This window comes from Devosia aquimaris (genome assembly GCF_020169335.1).
GTDB lineage: Bacteria > Pseudomonadota > Alphaproteobacteria > Rhizobiales > Devosiaceae > Devosia > Devosia aquimaris.
On the sequence record NZ_JAIEZN010000001.1, the window covers coordinates 54,297 to 69,293 of the forward strand.

Here is a 14,997-nt window from a genome sequence, read left to right on the forward strand (position 1 = left end):
GCTGTCGATCTCAACAGGAGCGACAATGACCAGGCTGCCGGGCGCGATTTCGCTGGTGAGCCGCCGCCTGATTGCGGCGCTCGATCTGGCCATGCCCAGCCAGCTTGAGGCCTTTTACATCGTCGGCTCGGTTGCACTCGGCGATTATTGCGACGGCCACAGCGATCTCGACTTCGTTGCCGTGCTGTCGGGCCAGGTCGATATCGCGGCGCTGGCGCAGCTCCATGCCGAACTGGCAACCCGCTTCCCCAGCCTGGATTGTGACGGCATCTATCTGCACCCCGGCGACCTGGCCCGTCCGCCGGGCGGGGTAGGGCCGGCTGCGCGCGGCGGGCGCGTCGATCCTGCATCTGCCGATGAGCGCCATCCGGTGGCCTGGCAGCTACTGGCAGACTCTGGTGTTGCCTTGCGGGGACCTGCGCCAACAGCCACCCTGGTCGCCGCCGATCGCGCGGCCACCATGGCCTATAGCCGGCAAAACCTGGATACCTACTGGCGCCATTGGCTCACCCGCTTTGAGCAGCACCATGCCGAGCTCGACACCGCCGGCGTGGACACGGCGGTGCATTGGGGCGTGCTGGGCGCCTTGCGGGTGCATCGCACCATGACCACGGGCCGCGTTCCGTCCAAAACCGCCGGCGGCATTTATGGACAATCAACCTTTCCGCGGCACGACGCCATCATCGATGAAGCACTCCGTCTGCGCCGCGCGCCATCCAGCCCAAGCAGCTATGGCGAGCCTGCTGCCCGAGCCGAGGCTGTCATCGACCTGCTACGCAAGTTGATCGGGCCTTGAGGACTAGCCTCAGCACAAGATCACTCAATCGGGGATGCCCAGGCGTGATGCGGCAGCAGATGTCGCAACGGCTCTGACTGCGCACGCCCTAATACGATCTCGGTGTCGAGATTGCCGGCGTCGATCTGGCGCAGGAATTCGCGACACACCCCGCAGGGCGGCAAGACATGCAGCGCCTGGCTATCGGGGTCGCGCCACACCGCCACAACGGTCCGTGCGCGATATTGACCCTGGGTGATCATGGCGGCCAGCGCACTGCGCTCGGCGCACAGTCCCCAACTGGGCGTATCCACGCAGATACCCTCGTAGATCCTCCCGTCCGCAGAGACGACGACGGCGCCCACGTCTCCGTGCAGTCGGCCATCCGGCGTCCGCCAGGGGCGGATCAGCGCTGCGGCTCGGGCAATCAGGTCATCATGGGGCTGTGTGTGCATGCTCGGGCCTCTGCGGCGATTCTGGCGCATGGCCAGTGTCGCAGAAGCGGCCGGCAGCGACGAGTGCCTGGTCCCGTCGCCACTACTTGGCGGAATCGTCCGGCGTATCGTCGTCGCGTACGATTTCGATGCGCACCTTGTTGGCCAGGGCTGCCAGCGCGGCCAGAGCGGCAAGCCAAGGTGCGGTCAGGGCAACGACGCCGCCGGCAATGGCGCCGGCCGTCAACGGTATCTCCATGACGGTGTCGCCACTGCCCACATGGATGCGCAGGCGGCGCACATTGCCTTCGGCCATCAGCGTCTTGATCTGTTCGACGAGCTGATGCCCGGCGATCTCGATTTCCTCGGTAAAGCTGCGCTTATTGTCCTGTGCCATCAGGCTGCTCCCTTGGTGATTGTACTGGCCTCGACCATTGCCCTGGCCCAGCTTGCTGCCCGCTCGAGTTCGCCATCCTTGAGTGGTCCCTCGGTGCCAAGCACCAGAAAGCCTGTTGCTTCCCCGACGATGTGACATCCACGCGTCGTCAGCCGGCGTTCGATGGTCTGCGCCGCGTAGCCGCCCACCTCGATGACCCAGCGCAACGGTGCCGGTTGAATGGTCTCCAGATCAAGCCGCGTGTCGAATGCTGCCGCGCGCAGGCCCGAAAGGGCTGCTTCGGGCAGCGCTTCAAGGACTTCCTGAATGGAGTGTGTGGGGCGGAAGCCGCGTGTCGGGGATCCAACGATCAGCATATCCACGTTCGTCAGGTCCGGAACATGACCCGGGTTCACCGCTTCCAGCCGGACCGTATAGTCATGCTGAAGCGCCTGGGCCATTGCCGTCGCAATGCTGGCGGTGTTGCCGTAGATGCTGTCGTGGACGATCAGAACCGTCATGGCGCCCTCCTGTGTTGGCAGGATGAGCATGGACCCGCCGGGGCGGGTCCGCATTGATGTCGATCAACCGCCCAGGCTGGGCAGGGTCAGATCGCCCGAGGTGAGCTTGCTGGCGGTGATGGCGGCCTCGGCGGCTTCGCGCGGCAGCTCGAGGCTGGTCCACACGCTGACCAGTGCATGGCGCAGCGCAAAGATCATCTCGTCGGTGTGCAGCGGCGTCGGCGTGATGCGCAGGCGCTCGGTGCCCTTGGGCACCGTGGGATAGTTGATCGGCTGGATATAGATGTTGTGCTTGTCCAGCAGCATGTCGCTGGCCGCCTTGACGGCGCGCGCATCGCCCACGATCAGCGGCACGATATGGGTCGAGGTTTCCATCACCGGCAGGCCGGCATCGGCCAGGATCGCCTTGGTCAACCGGGCCTGGCGCTGGTGCATCATGCGCTCGTGGCCATTGCCCTTGAGGTGGTCGATCGAGGCACGGGCCGCCGCACACAGCGCCGGCGGCAGCGAGGTGGTGAAGATGAACTCGGGCGCATAGGAGCGCACGGCATCCACGATCGCGCGGTTGGCCGCGATATAGCCGCCCATCACGCCAAAGCCCTTGGCCAGCGTGCCTTCGATGATGTCGATCCGGTCCATCAGGCCGTCGCGCTCGGCAATGCCGCCGCCGCGTGCGCCATACATGCCCACGGCATGGACCTCATCGATATAGGTCAGGGCGCCGAATTCCTCGGCCAGTGCCACGATCTCGGCAATGGGGGCAACGTCGCCATCCATCGAATAGACCGATTCAAAGCAGATCAGCTTGGGACGCTTGCGATCGACCTGGGCGAGCAATTCGCGCAGATGGGCAACGTCATTGTGGCGGAAGATCTTCTTTTCCATGCCCGACTGGCGCACGCCCTGGATCATCGAGGCGTGGTTGAGCTGGTCCGAGAAGATGATGCAGTTCGGCAGTAGGCGGGCGATGGTGGCGATGGCCGCCTCATTGGACACAAAGCCCGAGGTGAACACCAGCGCCGCTTCCTTGCGGTGCAGATCGGCCAGCGAGCGTTCCAGCTCTACCAGCGGACGGTTGGTGCCCGAGATATTGCGCGTGCCGCCCGAGCCGACGCCCAGCTTGCCCGCGGTCTCCTGCATGGCGCCGATCACCTTGGGGTGCTGGCCCATGCCCAGATAGTCATTGGAGCACCAGATGGTGATTTCGCGCTGGTTATCGGCGTCATCGCGATAGATGGCCCGGGGGAACTGCCCGGCGACCCGCTCAAGGTCGGCAAAGACCCGATAGCGCTTCTCGGCACGCAGTGTGTCGACCGCATCTTCGAAAATGCCACGATAGTCCATCGACCTGTCCTTCTGTCTGTCCCCGGGACAGATATCTCCGCCCTCGACACCAGCCTCGCCCAATGCCGAGCGCAGCGCTTTGACCTAGGTCAACGAGCCGCGTTCAATCCGCGCCAGACCCCGAATGCGGCCCCAATCAAGGCCTGCAAGTTAAGAGGCATTCTAAACTGCGCTGGTTAACCAGACAATGCGGCAAACACGCACCGGTCCCTGTTTGCGTCATCGCAAACGCGTGACCGGCAGGCGCTGCCCCAATGTCGGAAAGGGCATCAGCGCGCCGTGAAGCCGGCAATGCGGGCCACCACCATGTCATGATCGGACAGCACTTCGCCATCCGGGGCGACAGCGGCAATGATGCGGCTTTCCGTCACTTCCAGGCCGCGCGTCAGCAGCCAGTCCAGCTTGTAGGCGCCCTTGGCCCCCCGACTCAACCGGCTCGGCCGTGTCGTCATCTGGTCCATCCGCCCGCTGTGGCGGACATACCCGCGCGCCGCCGCGTCGGCAAACAGTGGCTCGGCGTCAAAATCGCCTCCGTCTGCCAGCCCGGTGTTGAGATCGCCGCCGATCACCACCGGCATGTCACCGGCCAATTGCGCCACCGTGTCGAACAGCATGGCCATCTGGCGCCCGCGATGCGCGCCATCGCCGCGGCTCTCAAGGTGCACCGAAACAGCAAACAGCGGCCCCTGCTGGGTCATCAGCGTTGCCGCAATCGCGCAACGCGTGCCGACCCGGGCTGTCTCCACCTCGTTGTTGAACCAGAACAACTGGTCGGGCAGGCGGGTCAGCACCGGGGTCAACAGGTTCGTGCTGCTCAACAGCGCATTGCCGTGAAAGCCGCGGCTGTTGAAATCATCCACGCAATAAGCCAGCTCATTGGCCGCGCCCAGATCGAGTTCAAGGAATTCCACGCCATAGGCATGGCCCATGGTCAGCCCGGCCGCGATTTCGGCGGCGGTGTGCCGTTGTCCCGTGCGCGCCATGCCATTGTCGACCTCCGACAGCAACACGATGTCCACATCCTGTTCCGCCAGCAGCGCAGCCGAGGGCGCCACGGCGTAGCAGCGTTCGAGGTTCCAGGCCGCAACCGTGAGGGGAAACGCAAGTGGCTCGCGCTGCGCCATGGGTGGGGCCTCGACGCGTTGCAGGCAGGCCAGGCCCGCCATCGCCGTCAGGTGGTTGTCCAGCGTGCGTTCAAGACCGCGCAGCGCTTCACGTTCGTCCAGCGACGGAACGGCCAATGGCGTGGGTTGGGCAGGTTTGACAGCGTCGAGGGACATGGCGAATCCTTTTGCGAGGGCAGGGTGAAGCGCTGGCCGCCATAGCGTTCACGCATGACCCGTCGATGACGCTTCCGGCTCTTGCTGGCGCGCGCATCGTGGCGTTACACCTTTCGCCGGCAGGCGGTCGTCTGTCCGCCAATACCCCGTTTGTCTGCCAAGGAGCCTTTCATGAGCCAGTTTGCGCGCTATCCCAGCCTCAAAGACGTGCCGGTGGTGATCTCGGGCGGTGCATCGGGCATCGGCGCGGCACTGGTGCGCAATTTCTCCGAGCAGGGCGCGCGGGTCGGCTTCGTAGATATCGATGAGCCAGCAGGCACGACCCTGGCCAGCGACCTGACGGCACAGGGCCACAAGGTCGCGTTCATCACCTGCGACCTCACCAATACCGTGGCCTATCAGGCGGCCATCGCCTCGCTCGCCCATGTGCATGGCCATGCGCTGGTGCTGGTCAACAACGCCGCGCATGACCAGCGGCACGATTGGGCCACGGTCTCCGCGCAGGATTGGGATGACTATATGGCGGTCAATCTCAAGCACGCCTTCTTCGCCATCCAGGCGGTGGCCCCTGGCATGATTGCAGCCGGTCGCGGCTCGATCATCAACACCGGTTCGATCAGCTGGATGATCCGCACCCCGTCGCTACCCGTCTATGAGACCGCCAAGGCCGCCGTGCATGGCCTCACCCGCTCCATGGCGGGCGAACTCGGCCGCTCGGGCATACGCGTCAACTCGCTTGTCCCCGGAGCGATCATCACCGAGCGCCAGCTCAAGCTATGGCTGAACGAGGACTCCATGCGCGGCATTCTGGCCAATCAGGCCCTGTCCGAGCATGTCTATCCCGATGATGTGGCACGCATGGCCCTGTTCCTGGCAGCCGAAGACAGCGCCAAGATCACCGGTCAGCACTTCCTGGTGGATGCCGGCTGGGCACACGGCTGATCGTCTTTTGTCCAATCGCAGCCGTTCATCGGTTGTTCACACTCTTTCCCTCATCACGGTCCTGCCGTATTCAGTGGTCAACAACAAGGCCACCAACCGAATCCTTCAGGGGGATAATAATGAAGTCCAAGTTTCTGGTCGCTATCGCGGCAACACTGGCGCTGACTGCATGCACCACAACCGATCCCTATACCGGTGAAAGCCGCATCTCCAACACCGCCGGTGGCGCGCTGATCGGCACGGGCGGCGGCGCCATTGCCGGCGCACTCGTGGGCGCTGCTGTCGGTGGCGATCCGCGCGTGGGCGCCCTGGTTGGCGCTGGCGTCGGCGGCCTGACCGGTGCTGGCATCGGCGCCTATATGGACCAGCAGGAAGCCGAGCTGCGCGCGCAGCTGCAGGGCACCGGCGTGTCCGTGACCCGCGTGGGCCAGAATATCATCCTCAACATGCCCTCCAACATCACCTTCGCGACCGACCAGTCGACGGTGCAGCCCCAGTTCAACTCGACCTTGGTGTCGGTTGCCCTGGTGCTCAAGAAGTTCGACAAGTCGATCATCGACGTCTACGGCCACACCGACAGCCAGGGTGATGATGCCTATAATCTGGCACTCAGCCAGCGCCGCGCTGTGTCTGTTGCCACTGCGCTGGCCAACCAGGGCATCGATCAGCGCCGCTTCTACATTGAAGGCAAAGGCGAAACCTCGCCCATCGCCTCCAACGCCACCGAAGCCGGCCGCGCCCAGAACCGCCGCGTGGAAATCCAGATCGCCCCGATCAGCCGCGGCTGATCCGATCGCCTGTGACACGAGACAGAACGCGGCCCATCGGGCCGCGTTTTCGTTTGTGGCCTGGCCTTGCGCGAACGACGATGGCGACGCGCGCTAGAGCACCTGCATCAACAGTAGAATCGCAACGATGATCGCTAAGGCAATCAGCCCATAGAGCCACCAATTGGTCGGGCCGGTAGCGCCCACCGTTGCTTCGTGGTCATTGGCCACCTTGAGCTCGGAATGGGGTGGAACATCAATGCGCGAGCCATTCTCGTCGATCAGCCCATCCACACTGGCTTCCGTACGACTTGGCTTGTCAGGGGCAGTTGCCATGATCAGACCTCCTTGCTTTTCAGGTGTTTTCATCCTGCGCCAAAGGAGTGGCAATAAAACGGCTATGACAACACAGACATGCCCAGTCGGTCTTGAGCGCTATGTCTCATTGCAGCAATGTTTGCTGCGCCCGGCTCTGTTTTCAACTGGATGAAAGACCAGGCGTCATTCGGGCAATATCCCGGCATCGGCCCGGAGGCCCTGTCGGAGCGGTGCCGGCACAGAAAAAAACCGAGGGCGGCACATGGAAGTGGCGCCCTCGGCATGGTCCGAGTTGCTGCCCACCAGATGGGCGCTTGTTGGACTTCCGGCACCCAGACCATCCTCGAGCCCGGGCCGCGCTTGGCCCAGAGGGAATAGGGCAGGGCGGTCGGCGTCGCGACGCCATCGGCCGGCGGCGCTGTGCGATAGAGCGAGGTCAAGTCAACCTCCTTGATGGCCAGCGCCTTGGCCTTGAGCGTCACCGCGCCATCGAAGACATCGGCGCGTCCCTCCGGGGCGCGCCTTCTGCTTTGTTGGCAAGCAAGAGCGCCAGTTGTCGCCTGGCGTTTCTGGCCGCAGCCAAGGAAGCCCGGGCTGCGCCGTTTGGATTAAGTCTGTCAGAGGACGTCTTGCCTGTCGGATCGAACGGAAAGACTAAAAAATAGGCAAGACTGCTACTGGATTCACCGGAGTCGAAATAAGTCTTTATGAAACCAAGGAGTTTTGAATACACAAATTGAGTACAGGTGCCGAAATTGGTCTTGCTTTGCCGCGAAACGTTCAGTTAACGAAAATCACAAATACTGCGGACTGAAATCGATATGGAGTCGAAATTGGCGCATGTAAGTATTCGTCGCAGCCTTATTTCAATTGTTTGCGCAATTTCAGCTCTGCTGGCCCTTGTCTCGGTGCGCGACGCCCTGGAGGCCTTGACCCACAACGGCGAAGCTGACGCCATCGTCTACAGCTCGCAAACCTCCAACCTGTTGCTCACAAGCGCAGGCGCATGGGCGCTGGAGCGCGGCTTGACCAATACCGCCCTGTCCAATGAAGAGCCCGCAACGGCCGAGGTCATCGGGCGGATTGCCGAACTCCGGACCAAGGCCGACGCTGCCATGGACGAGGCGCAAAACCGCGTGCAGCAGGGCTGGTCCTTTGGCGGACGCGAAAACTTGCTTTCGGCCATCCAGCAGGCCCGTGCCGATGTCACGCAAAAACGGTCCGAGGCCGACGTTGCCCTGGCGGCGCCGCGCGAGCAGCGGCCCCAGGCCTTGATCGACAGCTGGGTGCCAACGATGACAACGCTTGTCATGGCGTCGCAGCGCCTGCGCGATGCCGCCAAATATGTCGTCGACGACATCGCCACCCATGCGGCCCTGCTCGAAAACGTCCGCGGTGAAATGTGGACCATGAGCGAATTCTCCGGCCGCGAACGGGCCCAGATCGGTGCCTTGATTGCCAAGGGCGGTGCGATCGATGCTGCAAAATTGACCACGCTCAGCACCTATCGCGGGCGGGTGGAGCAGGCCTGGTTCAATATCGAGGCCTATCTCAGCCGCGACGCCGTCAGCGACCAGCTGCTGGCGGCGGCAGAGGCCACCAAGACCAGTTTTTTCGGAGACTTTGAAAAGACGCGTCAGGCTATCTACGCGGCTGGCGTCGCGGGCGAGCCCTATCCGGTGACGGCAGCAGAATGGATTGCCCAATCCACCGCTGCGATCGACACCGTTCTGCAACTGGCCTCGGCCACCCTCGAGGAAGCCAATACAATGGCCGAGGCGGCTACCACAGATGCGCACCTTGCGCTCGCCATGCAGGCGGGCCTGCTCCTGTTGGGTCTTGCCCTTGCCGCGACGGCATTGTGGGTTACCATCTGGCGCGTCACCGGCCCGATGCACGCCTTGACCGACACCATGAATCGCATTGTCGATGGTCAGTACGACACCATCGTCCCCTATTTGCTGCGCAAGGACGAGGTCGGCCAGATGGCCAATGCTGTCCAGGTGTTCAAGGAAAAATGTGAGCGCGTGTCCAATCTCGGGGTCGAAGAGGCTGCACGCAGCCAGGCGGCCCAGCAGCGCGTTGCGATCATGCAGGCCTTCCAGGCGGACTTTGACAAGGTGATCAGGGCCACCACCGAAGGTGATTTTTCCACGCGCATGTCCGGCCAGTTCGCCGATGCCGAACTCGAGCGCGTGGCCGCCAACTTCAACGCCATGCTGGCGTCCGTCAGCGCGGCCCTGGACGAAGCCGGCGCGGTCCTGTCGGCCCTGGCCCGCACTGACATGACGCAGCGCATGACCGGCGCCTACAAGGGTGTCTTTGCCGCGCTGCGCGACGATACCAATCTGGTCGGCGACAAACTGACCGACATGGTGCGCCAGTTGCGCCAGACGTCTGGCTCGCTCAAGGTTGCCACCGGCGAAATCCTGGCCGGTATCAATGATCTGGCCGACCGCACCACGCGGCAGGCGGCGACCGTCGAAGAGACATCCGCCGCCATGGAGCAATTGGCCCATGCCGTCACTGAAAACGCCAAGAACGCCGAACTGGGCGCCGAGCGCACGCGCGAAGCGGCAGACATCGCCGACGACGGTCGCGTGGTGATGGAATCGGCCAACCGGGCCATGCAGCGGATCAGCGAATCCTCGGCCCGCATCTCGTCCATCATCGGTATGATCGACGATATCGCCTTCCAGACCAATCTGCTCGCGCTCAACGCCTCTGTTGAGGCCGCGCGGGCCGGCGAGGCCGGCAAGGGCTTTGCCGTCGTTGCCGTGGAAGTGCGTCGCCTCGCCCAGTCCGCTGCGCAAGCCTCTGCCGAGGTCAAGCAGCTGATCGAGCAGAGCGCCACGGAAGTGAACTCGGGCACGCGGCTGGTCGAAGAGGCGTCAGGAAAGCTCGACACCATCCTCACCACCGTCAAAGGCAATCAGACGCTGATGCTCGATATTGCCAAGGCCAGCGTCTCGCAGGCATCGGCCATTTCTGAAGTCACCGTGTCGGTGCGCCAGATTGACGAAATCACCCAGCACAATGCGGCCTTGGTGGAAGAGACCAACGCCGCGATCGAACAGACCGAGGCACAGGCCAATACGCTCGACACCGCCATCGGCGTCTTCAAGATCATCGAGGAACCCGGTCGCCGTACCTCTGGCTCACCCGGTCGGTTCCGCGCGGCCTGAATTTTGGCAACCTGCCCGGACACCATGATCCGGGCAGGTTTGGCTTAAGGCTTACTGCACTTCCGGCACCCAGACCATCATCGAGCCCTGGCCGCGATTGGCCCAGAGGTAATAGGGCACGGCGGTCAGCGTCGCGACGTCGTCGGCCGGCGGCGCCGTACGGTAGAGTGAGGTCCAGTCACCCTCCTTGATGGCCAGCGCCTTGGCCTTGAGCGTCACCACGCCATCGAAGATATCCGCGCGTGTCTCGGCCCTGAGCTCGGCATTGCGCGGCAGCTTGAGCCGCTGCACGCGACCGCCCGGATTGTCGATCTCTTCCACGCAATAGACCAGCGGGCCGCGCTTGAGGGCGATGCGCCCGGCATCCATGATCACGCCCGGATGCGCATAGAGGCGTACCGGCGGCATCGGCAAGGTGAGCGCGATCACATCGCCCGCCTGCCAGGTGCGGTTGATGGTGAGATAGCCATTGGCCACCGCATCCAGTGACACAGCCTCCCCATTGACCGTCACGCCGGCGCCTTCGCACCAGCCGGGGATACGCAGCTTGACGTCAAAGGCGGTCGGCTTTGCTGGATCGACATGGATGGCGATGTCGCCGCTCCAGGGGTAGTTCGACACTTCGCGCAGACCCACCTGGGTGCCGGCGATCTCCTGCGTGGTGGCAATGCCGCCATAGAGGTGGAAGGCGACACCATCGTTGGCCGTCGACAGGAAATAGCCACCCACCGAGGCCACCAACCGGCTGACGTTCATGGTGCAGCACGGGCAGGTGTGCCAGTCCCAGCGCGTTGGGGTGCCGTCGCTCTCGAGCGGATTTGCGTAGAAATAGTGCTCGCCGTCGCGGCTGAGCCCGCTCAACGCACCATTGAACATGGCCAGTTCAAGGATGTCGGCATATTTGCCGTCGAGATCCAGATGCAGCATGCGCTGCGCCCAGAAGATCAGCGCCACCGAGGCGCAGGTCTCGGCATAGGCGGTCTGGTTGGGCAGGTCGAAATCGTGGGTGAAGCCCTCGTTATGCGCCGAGGGGCCAAGGCCCGCCGTCACATACATCTTGGTCTCCATCACATCGTCCCACAGCACTTCGCAGGCGCGCTTGAGGGCGGGATCCTCGATCTCGGCGGCCAGATCCGCCATGGCGGTATAGAGATACATGGCGCGCACGGCATGGCCGACCACCTTGTCCTGCTCGCGCACCGGCTTGTGGCTCTGCGAATATTCGTAATTGGCAAACACATAGGGCTGCTTGCTGTCGCCGCCCTCGCGCTCCAGCCGTTCCAGATCGAAGTAATGCGGCTGCCGGCCGCGCTCATTGATCAGATAGGTCGCAAAGTCGAGGTGCTTCTTCTCGCCCGTGAGGTAGTAGAGCTTCATTAGCGCGAGTTCGATTTCCTCGTGCCCGTCATAGCCGCGCTTCTGCCCCGGTCCGGTGCCGAACACCGAATAGATGTGCTCGAGATAGCGCTCCATGATGCCCAGCCAGCGGCGGCGCCCGGTCACCTGGAAATAGGCAATTGCGCCCTCCAGCAGGTGCCCCGCGTTATAGAACTCGTGGTTGTCGCGCAGGTTGGTGAAGCGCTTGTCCGGCTCGCGGCCGAGATACCAGCAATTGAGATAGCCGTCCGGCGCCTGCGCCTTCTCGAAGTCATCCACGATGGCTTCGATCTTGGCCTCGATATCGGCGTCGCGGCGATGCGCCAGCGCATAGCTGGCCGCCTCGATCCACTTGCCCACATCGCTGTCCCAGAACACCTGCACGGTAAAGCCATTGGGATGGCGCGGGAAGCGCAGCGGCGGCGGTGGCTGCGGCAACTTGATGGAGTCCAGGATCGTATATTCTTCCAGCTTGCGATGCTGGCTGGGAATGGTGCGGGTCAGCACCGTTTCCAGCCGCTCGTGCCAGAACTGGCCCTCGAACTTGACGTCGGGGAAATTGACGGGAGCATAACGGCTCATCGGGTCCTCCTCAGGAATTCTTGTCTTGTTTTGGTGTCGTCTGGCCGGCTGGCGCAGAAGACGGGCGCACCACCAGCGAGCAGGGCAGGCGTTCGACGCCGCGGATGCGCTCGCCGCCGATCATGGCGATCAGCCGCTCGCCCGCAGCGCGGCCCAGCCGGTGCAGATTCATGTCGACGCTGCTCAGCGGCGGTCGCGCGGCCAGCGCCATGACATCCCAATTGTCAAAGCCGACCACGGCCACGTCATCGGGAACGGACAGGCCGCGCTCGCGCAGCGCATCACTGGCGCCGCGGGCAATCTGGTCATTGCCGCAGAACAGGGCATCGGGCGCCGTCGCCGCATTGGCAAACAGTTGCGCCACTGCCTCACGGCCCCAGGCCTCGGACCACAGCCCGTTGAGATAATACTCTGGCAAGGCGGGCAGCCCTGCGCGCACAAGGGCCTCGGCATAGCCCTGATGGCGCAGGGTGACTGCCTCGAATTCGGCGGGGCCGGTGATATGGGCGATGCGCCGCCGTCCGGTGGCTATCAGATGCTCGACCGCCAGCACCGCGCCGCCATGATCGTCCGGCAACAGACACAGCGCATCGGGATCATCGCTCTGGGAAAAGACATAGATCACCGGCATGGACTTGCCCGGCACGGCAATGGCCGGGCGCCGGTCCATGCGCCGGGCCGTGACCAGAAGGCCATCGATCCGCTTGCCCAGCAGTTGGTCGAGATGTTGCTGCTCGCGCTCGGGATCGTCAGTGGCATTGCACATGAAGATCGCAATGCCATGCCCGGCCAGTGTCTCCTCCAGCGCCTCGAGAATGGGAAAGATGAAGCGACCGAAACTGTCGGTGGTCAGCACGCCCACGGTCATCGATCGGCTGCGATGCAGGCTCTGCGCCATGGCATTGGGGCGGAAGCCCAATTCATTGGCGGCCGCAACCACCCGGTCGCGCGTTTCCTGGCGCAGGCGGCCGCTCGCATTGAGCGCTTTGGAGGCCGTGCCAATCGACACGCCGGCGCGAGCGGCGACGTCGCGAATGGTCGCGCGCAGCGGATAATCCGCTGGCGGCACGATGTCATCGTTTCGTCCCAAGCCGTCCTCCCTGCGTGTGAAAAGCTTTTCCTTTGTGCCTCAAGCCGATCGGCAAAGGGCGCGTTCTGCAGTGAAGGAAAAGGTTTTCTCAATCGCCCTTTTGTCACGGGTTTGCCAGAAAGGCAATGGGGGTGAGATGCGGTTCGTCGCGGGATGCCGCCAAAGGCTAGGCGACCTGGCCAGTCTTGGGCAGGGCCCGGCACCCGGCCTGCGAGCCGAAAACAAGGACTGTTGACGACAGGCAGAACCCTATCTGGCTGGCAGGCTCACCGTAAAACACGCCCCGCCCTCGGGCCGGTTTTCGGCGCGGACCTGGCCGTCATGGGCATGCACGATTGCCCTCACCACCGACAGGCCCAAGCCACTGCCACCCTCGTCGCGGGCCCGCGAATCCGCGTCTCGCCAGAACGGTTCGAAGGCGTTGCGCAAGGCATCGTCCGACAGGCCTGGACCATTGTCGATGACGGTCAGCACAGAGCGGTCCAGCGACACCTCGGTGGCGATGGACAGCGGCTTGCCCGGGGCGTAGCGCATGGCGTTGTCGATGAGCGCCAGAACCACCTGGTGCAGTCGAGCGGGGTCAGCGGTGACTGGCGCCGGCTTGAGATCGAGGTGAAGGGGCATCGAGCGCGCCTGCAGCGCCTCCGCAGACAGATCGGTGACCGCGCGCACGATGGTCGCCAGATCCGTGCCGGTCACCGACAGCTGCAGCGTGCCGGCATTGAAGAGGCCAAGCGTGCGCAGGTCTTCCACGATCCGCGTCATGCCATCAACCTGCGAAAGCAGGAGCCCGATCAGATCGTCGTCGAGATCGAAGACGCCGTCAGCGACACCCTGCAAGCGGCCCTTCAGGATGGTGAGGGGGGTCCGCAACTCGTGCGCGGCGGCAGAATTTGAGTACCGAAGTTCGGCCTCTGCGCGCTCGAGACGCTCCGCCAGAGCATTGAAATCGCCCACCAGCCGCGCCGACTCGCCAAAGCCATGGATGCGCGGATTGGCCCGGGCAGACAGGTCGCCAGCCGCGACGGCGCGGATTGCTCGGGCAACCTCCAGCAAGGGGATGACGATGCGCCGCGACAGCCAGATGCCGCCAAGTGCCGCCAGCGGCAGCACCACCACGAGTGTCACCAGCAGATAGCCCCAGTCGAGCCAGGACCAGAAGGCATCCGACTCGGTCACCTGCGGGAACAAGGTCTGGGCCAGGTCAAAATACGCCGGGAAGCCGAAATAGGCGACCAGCGCGACCGCCGCCGCCAGGGCCACGGCGACCAGCACGATTTGCAGCGCTGTGCTGATGGGTCTAGCCATGCGGAGCGTCCAGGCGATAGCCGACGCCACGAACCCCTGCGATCAGATCCGGCAGGCCCGCGGCACCAAGCTTGCGGCGCAGATTGCTCATGTGGCTGTCCACGGTCCGGTTCATGGCTTCGCCCTCGGGCAGGCAGGCATCGATCAGTTCGCTGCGCTCAAAGACGCGATTGGGCGTGCGGGCCATGTGTTCGAGCAGTCGATACTCGGTGCGCGTGAGGCCCAGCATGTCCGTACCCGCATGCACCGTCATGGCCTGGGTGTCGATAGTCAGTGGGCCCAGGCGGAGCACCGCACTGTTTCTGTCGCCCATGGTCCGGCGCAGGATGGCGCGGGCGCGGGCGACCACCTCGAGCGGGTTGAATGGCTTGACCACATAGTCGTCGGCGCCCAGGCGCAGTGCCTGAAGCTTGTCCAGGTCCTCGGCCAGGGCGGTGACCATGATCACGGGCGTATCGTCCGTGCTACGCAGCGCGGCAAGTGTCTCGAAGCCGTCCATCTTGGGCATCTTGACATCAAGCACAACCAGGTCGGGCTTCAGACGCTGATGGTGCATCAGGCCGACATGCGGGTCGGTTGCCGTGACAGTCCGATAGCCGTCGCGCTCGAAATAGGCCTGGAGGATACGAATGATTTCGACATCGTCTTCGATGATCAGGATGAGATGGTTGTTCATGGCATCTGTTTGAACTTAGTGG

Annotated in this window: 14 protein-coding genes; 4 read left to right on the forward strand and 10 right to left on the reverse strand. The window is 63.7% G+C overall.

Annotated elements, in window-relative coordinates; translation table 11 throughout:
* The first annotated feature begins 25 nt into the window (after positions 1-25).
* A complete protein-coding gene (locus K1177_RS00280) occupies positions 26-796 on the forward strand; it encodes a DNA polymerase subunit beta (protein ID WP_224701120.1) in 771 nt (256 codons plus the stop codon).
* A gap of 20 nt (positions 797-816) precedes the next feature.
* On the opposite strand, the gene K1177_RS00285 is transcribed toward K1177_RS00280, so the two are convergent.
* The 5 genes from K1177_RS00285 to K1177_RS00305 all read right to left on the reverse strand — a co-directional run bounded on the left by K1177_RS00285 (position 817) and on the right by K1177_RS00305 (position 4,730).
* Positions 817-1,230 carry a cytidine deaminase family protein gene (locus K1177_RS00285; RefSeq protein WP_224701122.1) on the reverse strand — a complete coding sequence of 138 codons (414 nt, stop codon included), beginning with the start codon at positions 1,228-1,230 and terminating at the stop codon, positions 817-819.
* A gap of 82 nt (positions 1,231-1,312) precedes the next feature.
* Entirely contained in the window at positions 1,313-1,606 is a 294-nt protein-coding gene (locus K1177_RS00290; RefSeq protein WP_224701124.1) for a DUF4342 domain-containing protein, read from the reverse strand.
* Complete coding sequence (locus K1177_RS00295) at positions 1,606-2,106, reverse strand: flavodoxin family protein (RefSeq protein WP_224701126.1); 501 nt, start codon at positions 2,104-2,106, stop codon at positions 1,606-1,608. The genes K1177_RS00290 and K1177_RS00295 overlap by 1 nt, the downstream gene beginning before the upstream one ends.
* A 63-nt stretch (positions 2,107-2,169) precedes the next feature.
* Positions 2,170-3,450, reverse strand: a complete 1,281-nt coding sequence (gene hemA, locus K1177_RS00300; protein ID WP_224701128.1) for a 5-aminolevulinate synthase — start codon at positions 3,448-3,450, stop codon at positions 2,170-2,172.
* Between the two features lie 269 nt (positions 3,451-3,719).
* Complete coding sequence (locus K1177_RS00305; protein WP_224701130.1) at positions 3,720-4,730, reverse strand: endonuclease/exonuclease/phosphatase family protein; 1,011 nt, start codon at positions 4,728-4,730, stop codon at positions 3,720-3,722.
* A 171-nt stretch (positions 4,731-4,901) separates the two neighbouring features.
* Here K1177_RS00305 and K1177_RS00310 point away from each other — a divergent pair, with 171 nt between their 5' ends.
* Both K1177_RS00310 and K1177_RS00315 read left to right on the forward strand, forming a co-directional pair.
* The gene (locus K1177_RS00310; protein WP_224701132.1) at positions 4,902-5,672 is read left to right on the forward strand and encodes an SDR family NAD(P)-dependent oxidoreductase; all 771 of its coding nucleotides are present in this window, start codon (positions 4,902-4,904) and stop codon (positions 5,670-5,672) included.
* A 116-nt stretch (positions 5,673-5,788) separates the two neighbouring features.
* Positions 5,789-6,460, forward strand: coding sequence for an OmpA family protein (locus K1177_RS00315; RefSeq protein WP_396120122.1), 672 nt, complete (start codon positions 5,789-5,791; stop codon positions 6,458-6,460).
* Between the two features lie 93 nt (positions 6,461-6,553).
* On the opposite strand, the gene K1177_RS00320 is transcribed toward K1177_RS00315, so the two are convergent.
* On the reverse strand, positions 6,554-6,775 hold the full coding sequence (locus K1177_RS00320; RefSeq protein ID WP_224701137.1) for a hypothetical protein: 222 nt from the start codon (positions 6,773-6,775) through the stop codon (positions 6,554-6,556).
* Positions 6,776-7,782: 1,007 nt separating this feature from the next.
* Between K1177_RS00320 and K1177_RS00325 the strand changes: the two genes are divergently transcribed.
* Positions 7,783-9,942, forward strand: coding sequence for a methyl-accepting chemotaxis protein (locus K1177_RS00325; RefSeq protein WP_224701140.1), 2,160 nt, complete (start codon positions 7,783-7,785; stop codon positions 9,940-9,942).
* Between the two features lie 51 nt (positions 9,943-9,993).
* Here the strand turns inward: K1177_RS00325 and K1177_RS00330 are convergent, their stop codons facing one another.
* The 4 genes from K1177_RS00330 to K1177_RS00345 form a co-directional block, all read right to left on the reverse strand.
* A complete protein-coding gene (locus K1177_RS00330; protein ID WP_224701143.1) occupies positions 9,994-11,901 on the reverse strand; it encodes a glycoside hydrolase family 127 protein in 1,908 nt (635 codons plus the stop codon).
* Positions 11,902-11,911: 10 nt separating this feature from the next.
* Entirely contained in the window at positions 11,912-12,991 is a 1,080-nt protein-coding gene (locus K1177_RS00335) for a LacI family DNA-binding transcriptional regulator (protein WP_224701145.1), read from the reverse strand.
* 249 nt (positions 12,992-13,240) lie between these two features.
* Positions 13,241-14,299: an ATP-binding protein gene (locus K1177_RS00340; RefSeq protein WP_224701147.1), complete on the reverse strand. Its 1,059-nt coding sequence runs from the start codon at positions 14,297-14,299 to the stop codon at positions 13,241-13,243.
* Positions 14,292-14,975, reverse strand: a complete 684-nt coding sequence (locus K1177_RS00345; protein WP_224701149.1) for a response regulator — start codon at positions 14,973-14,975, stop codon at positions 14,292-14,294. The genes K1177_RS00340 and K1177_RS00345 overlap by 8 nt, the downstream gene beginning before the upstream one ends.
* Positions 14,976-14,997 lie beyond the last annotated feature (22 nt).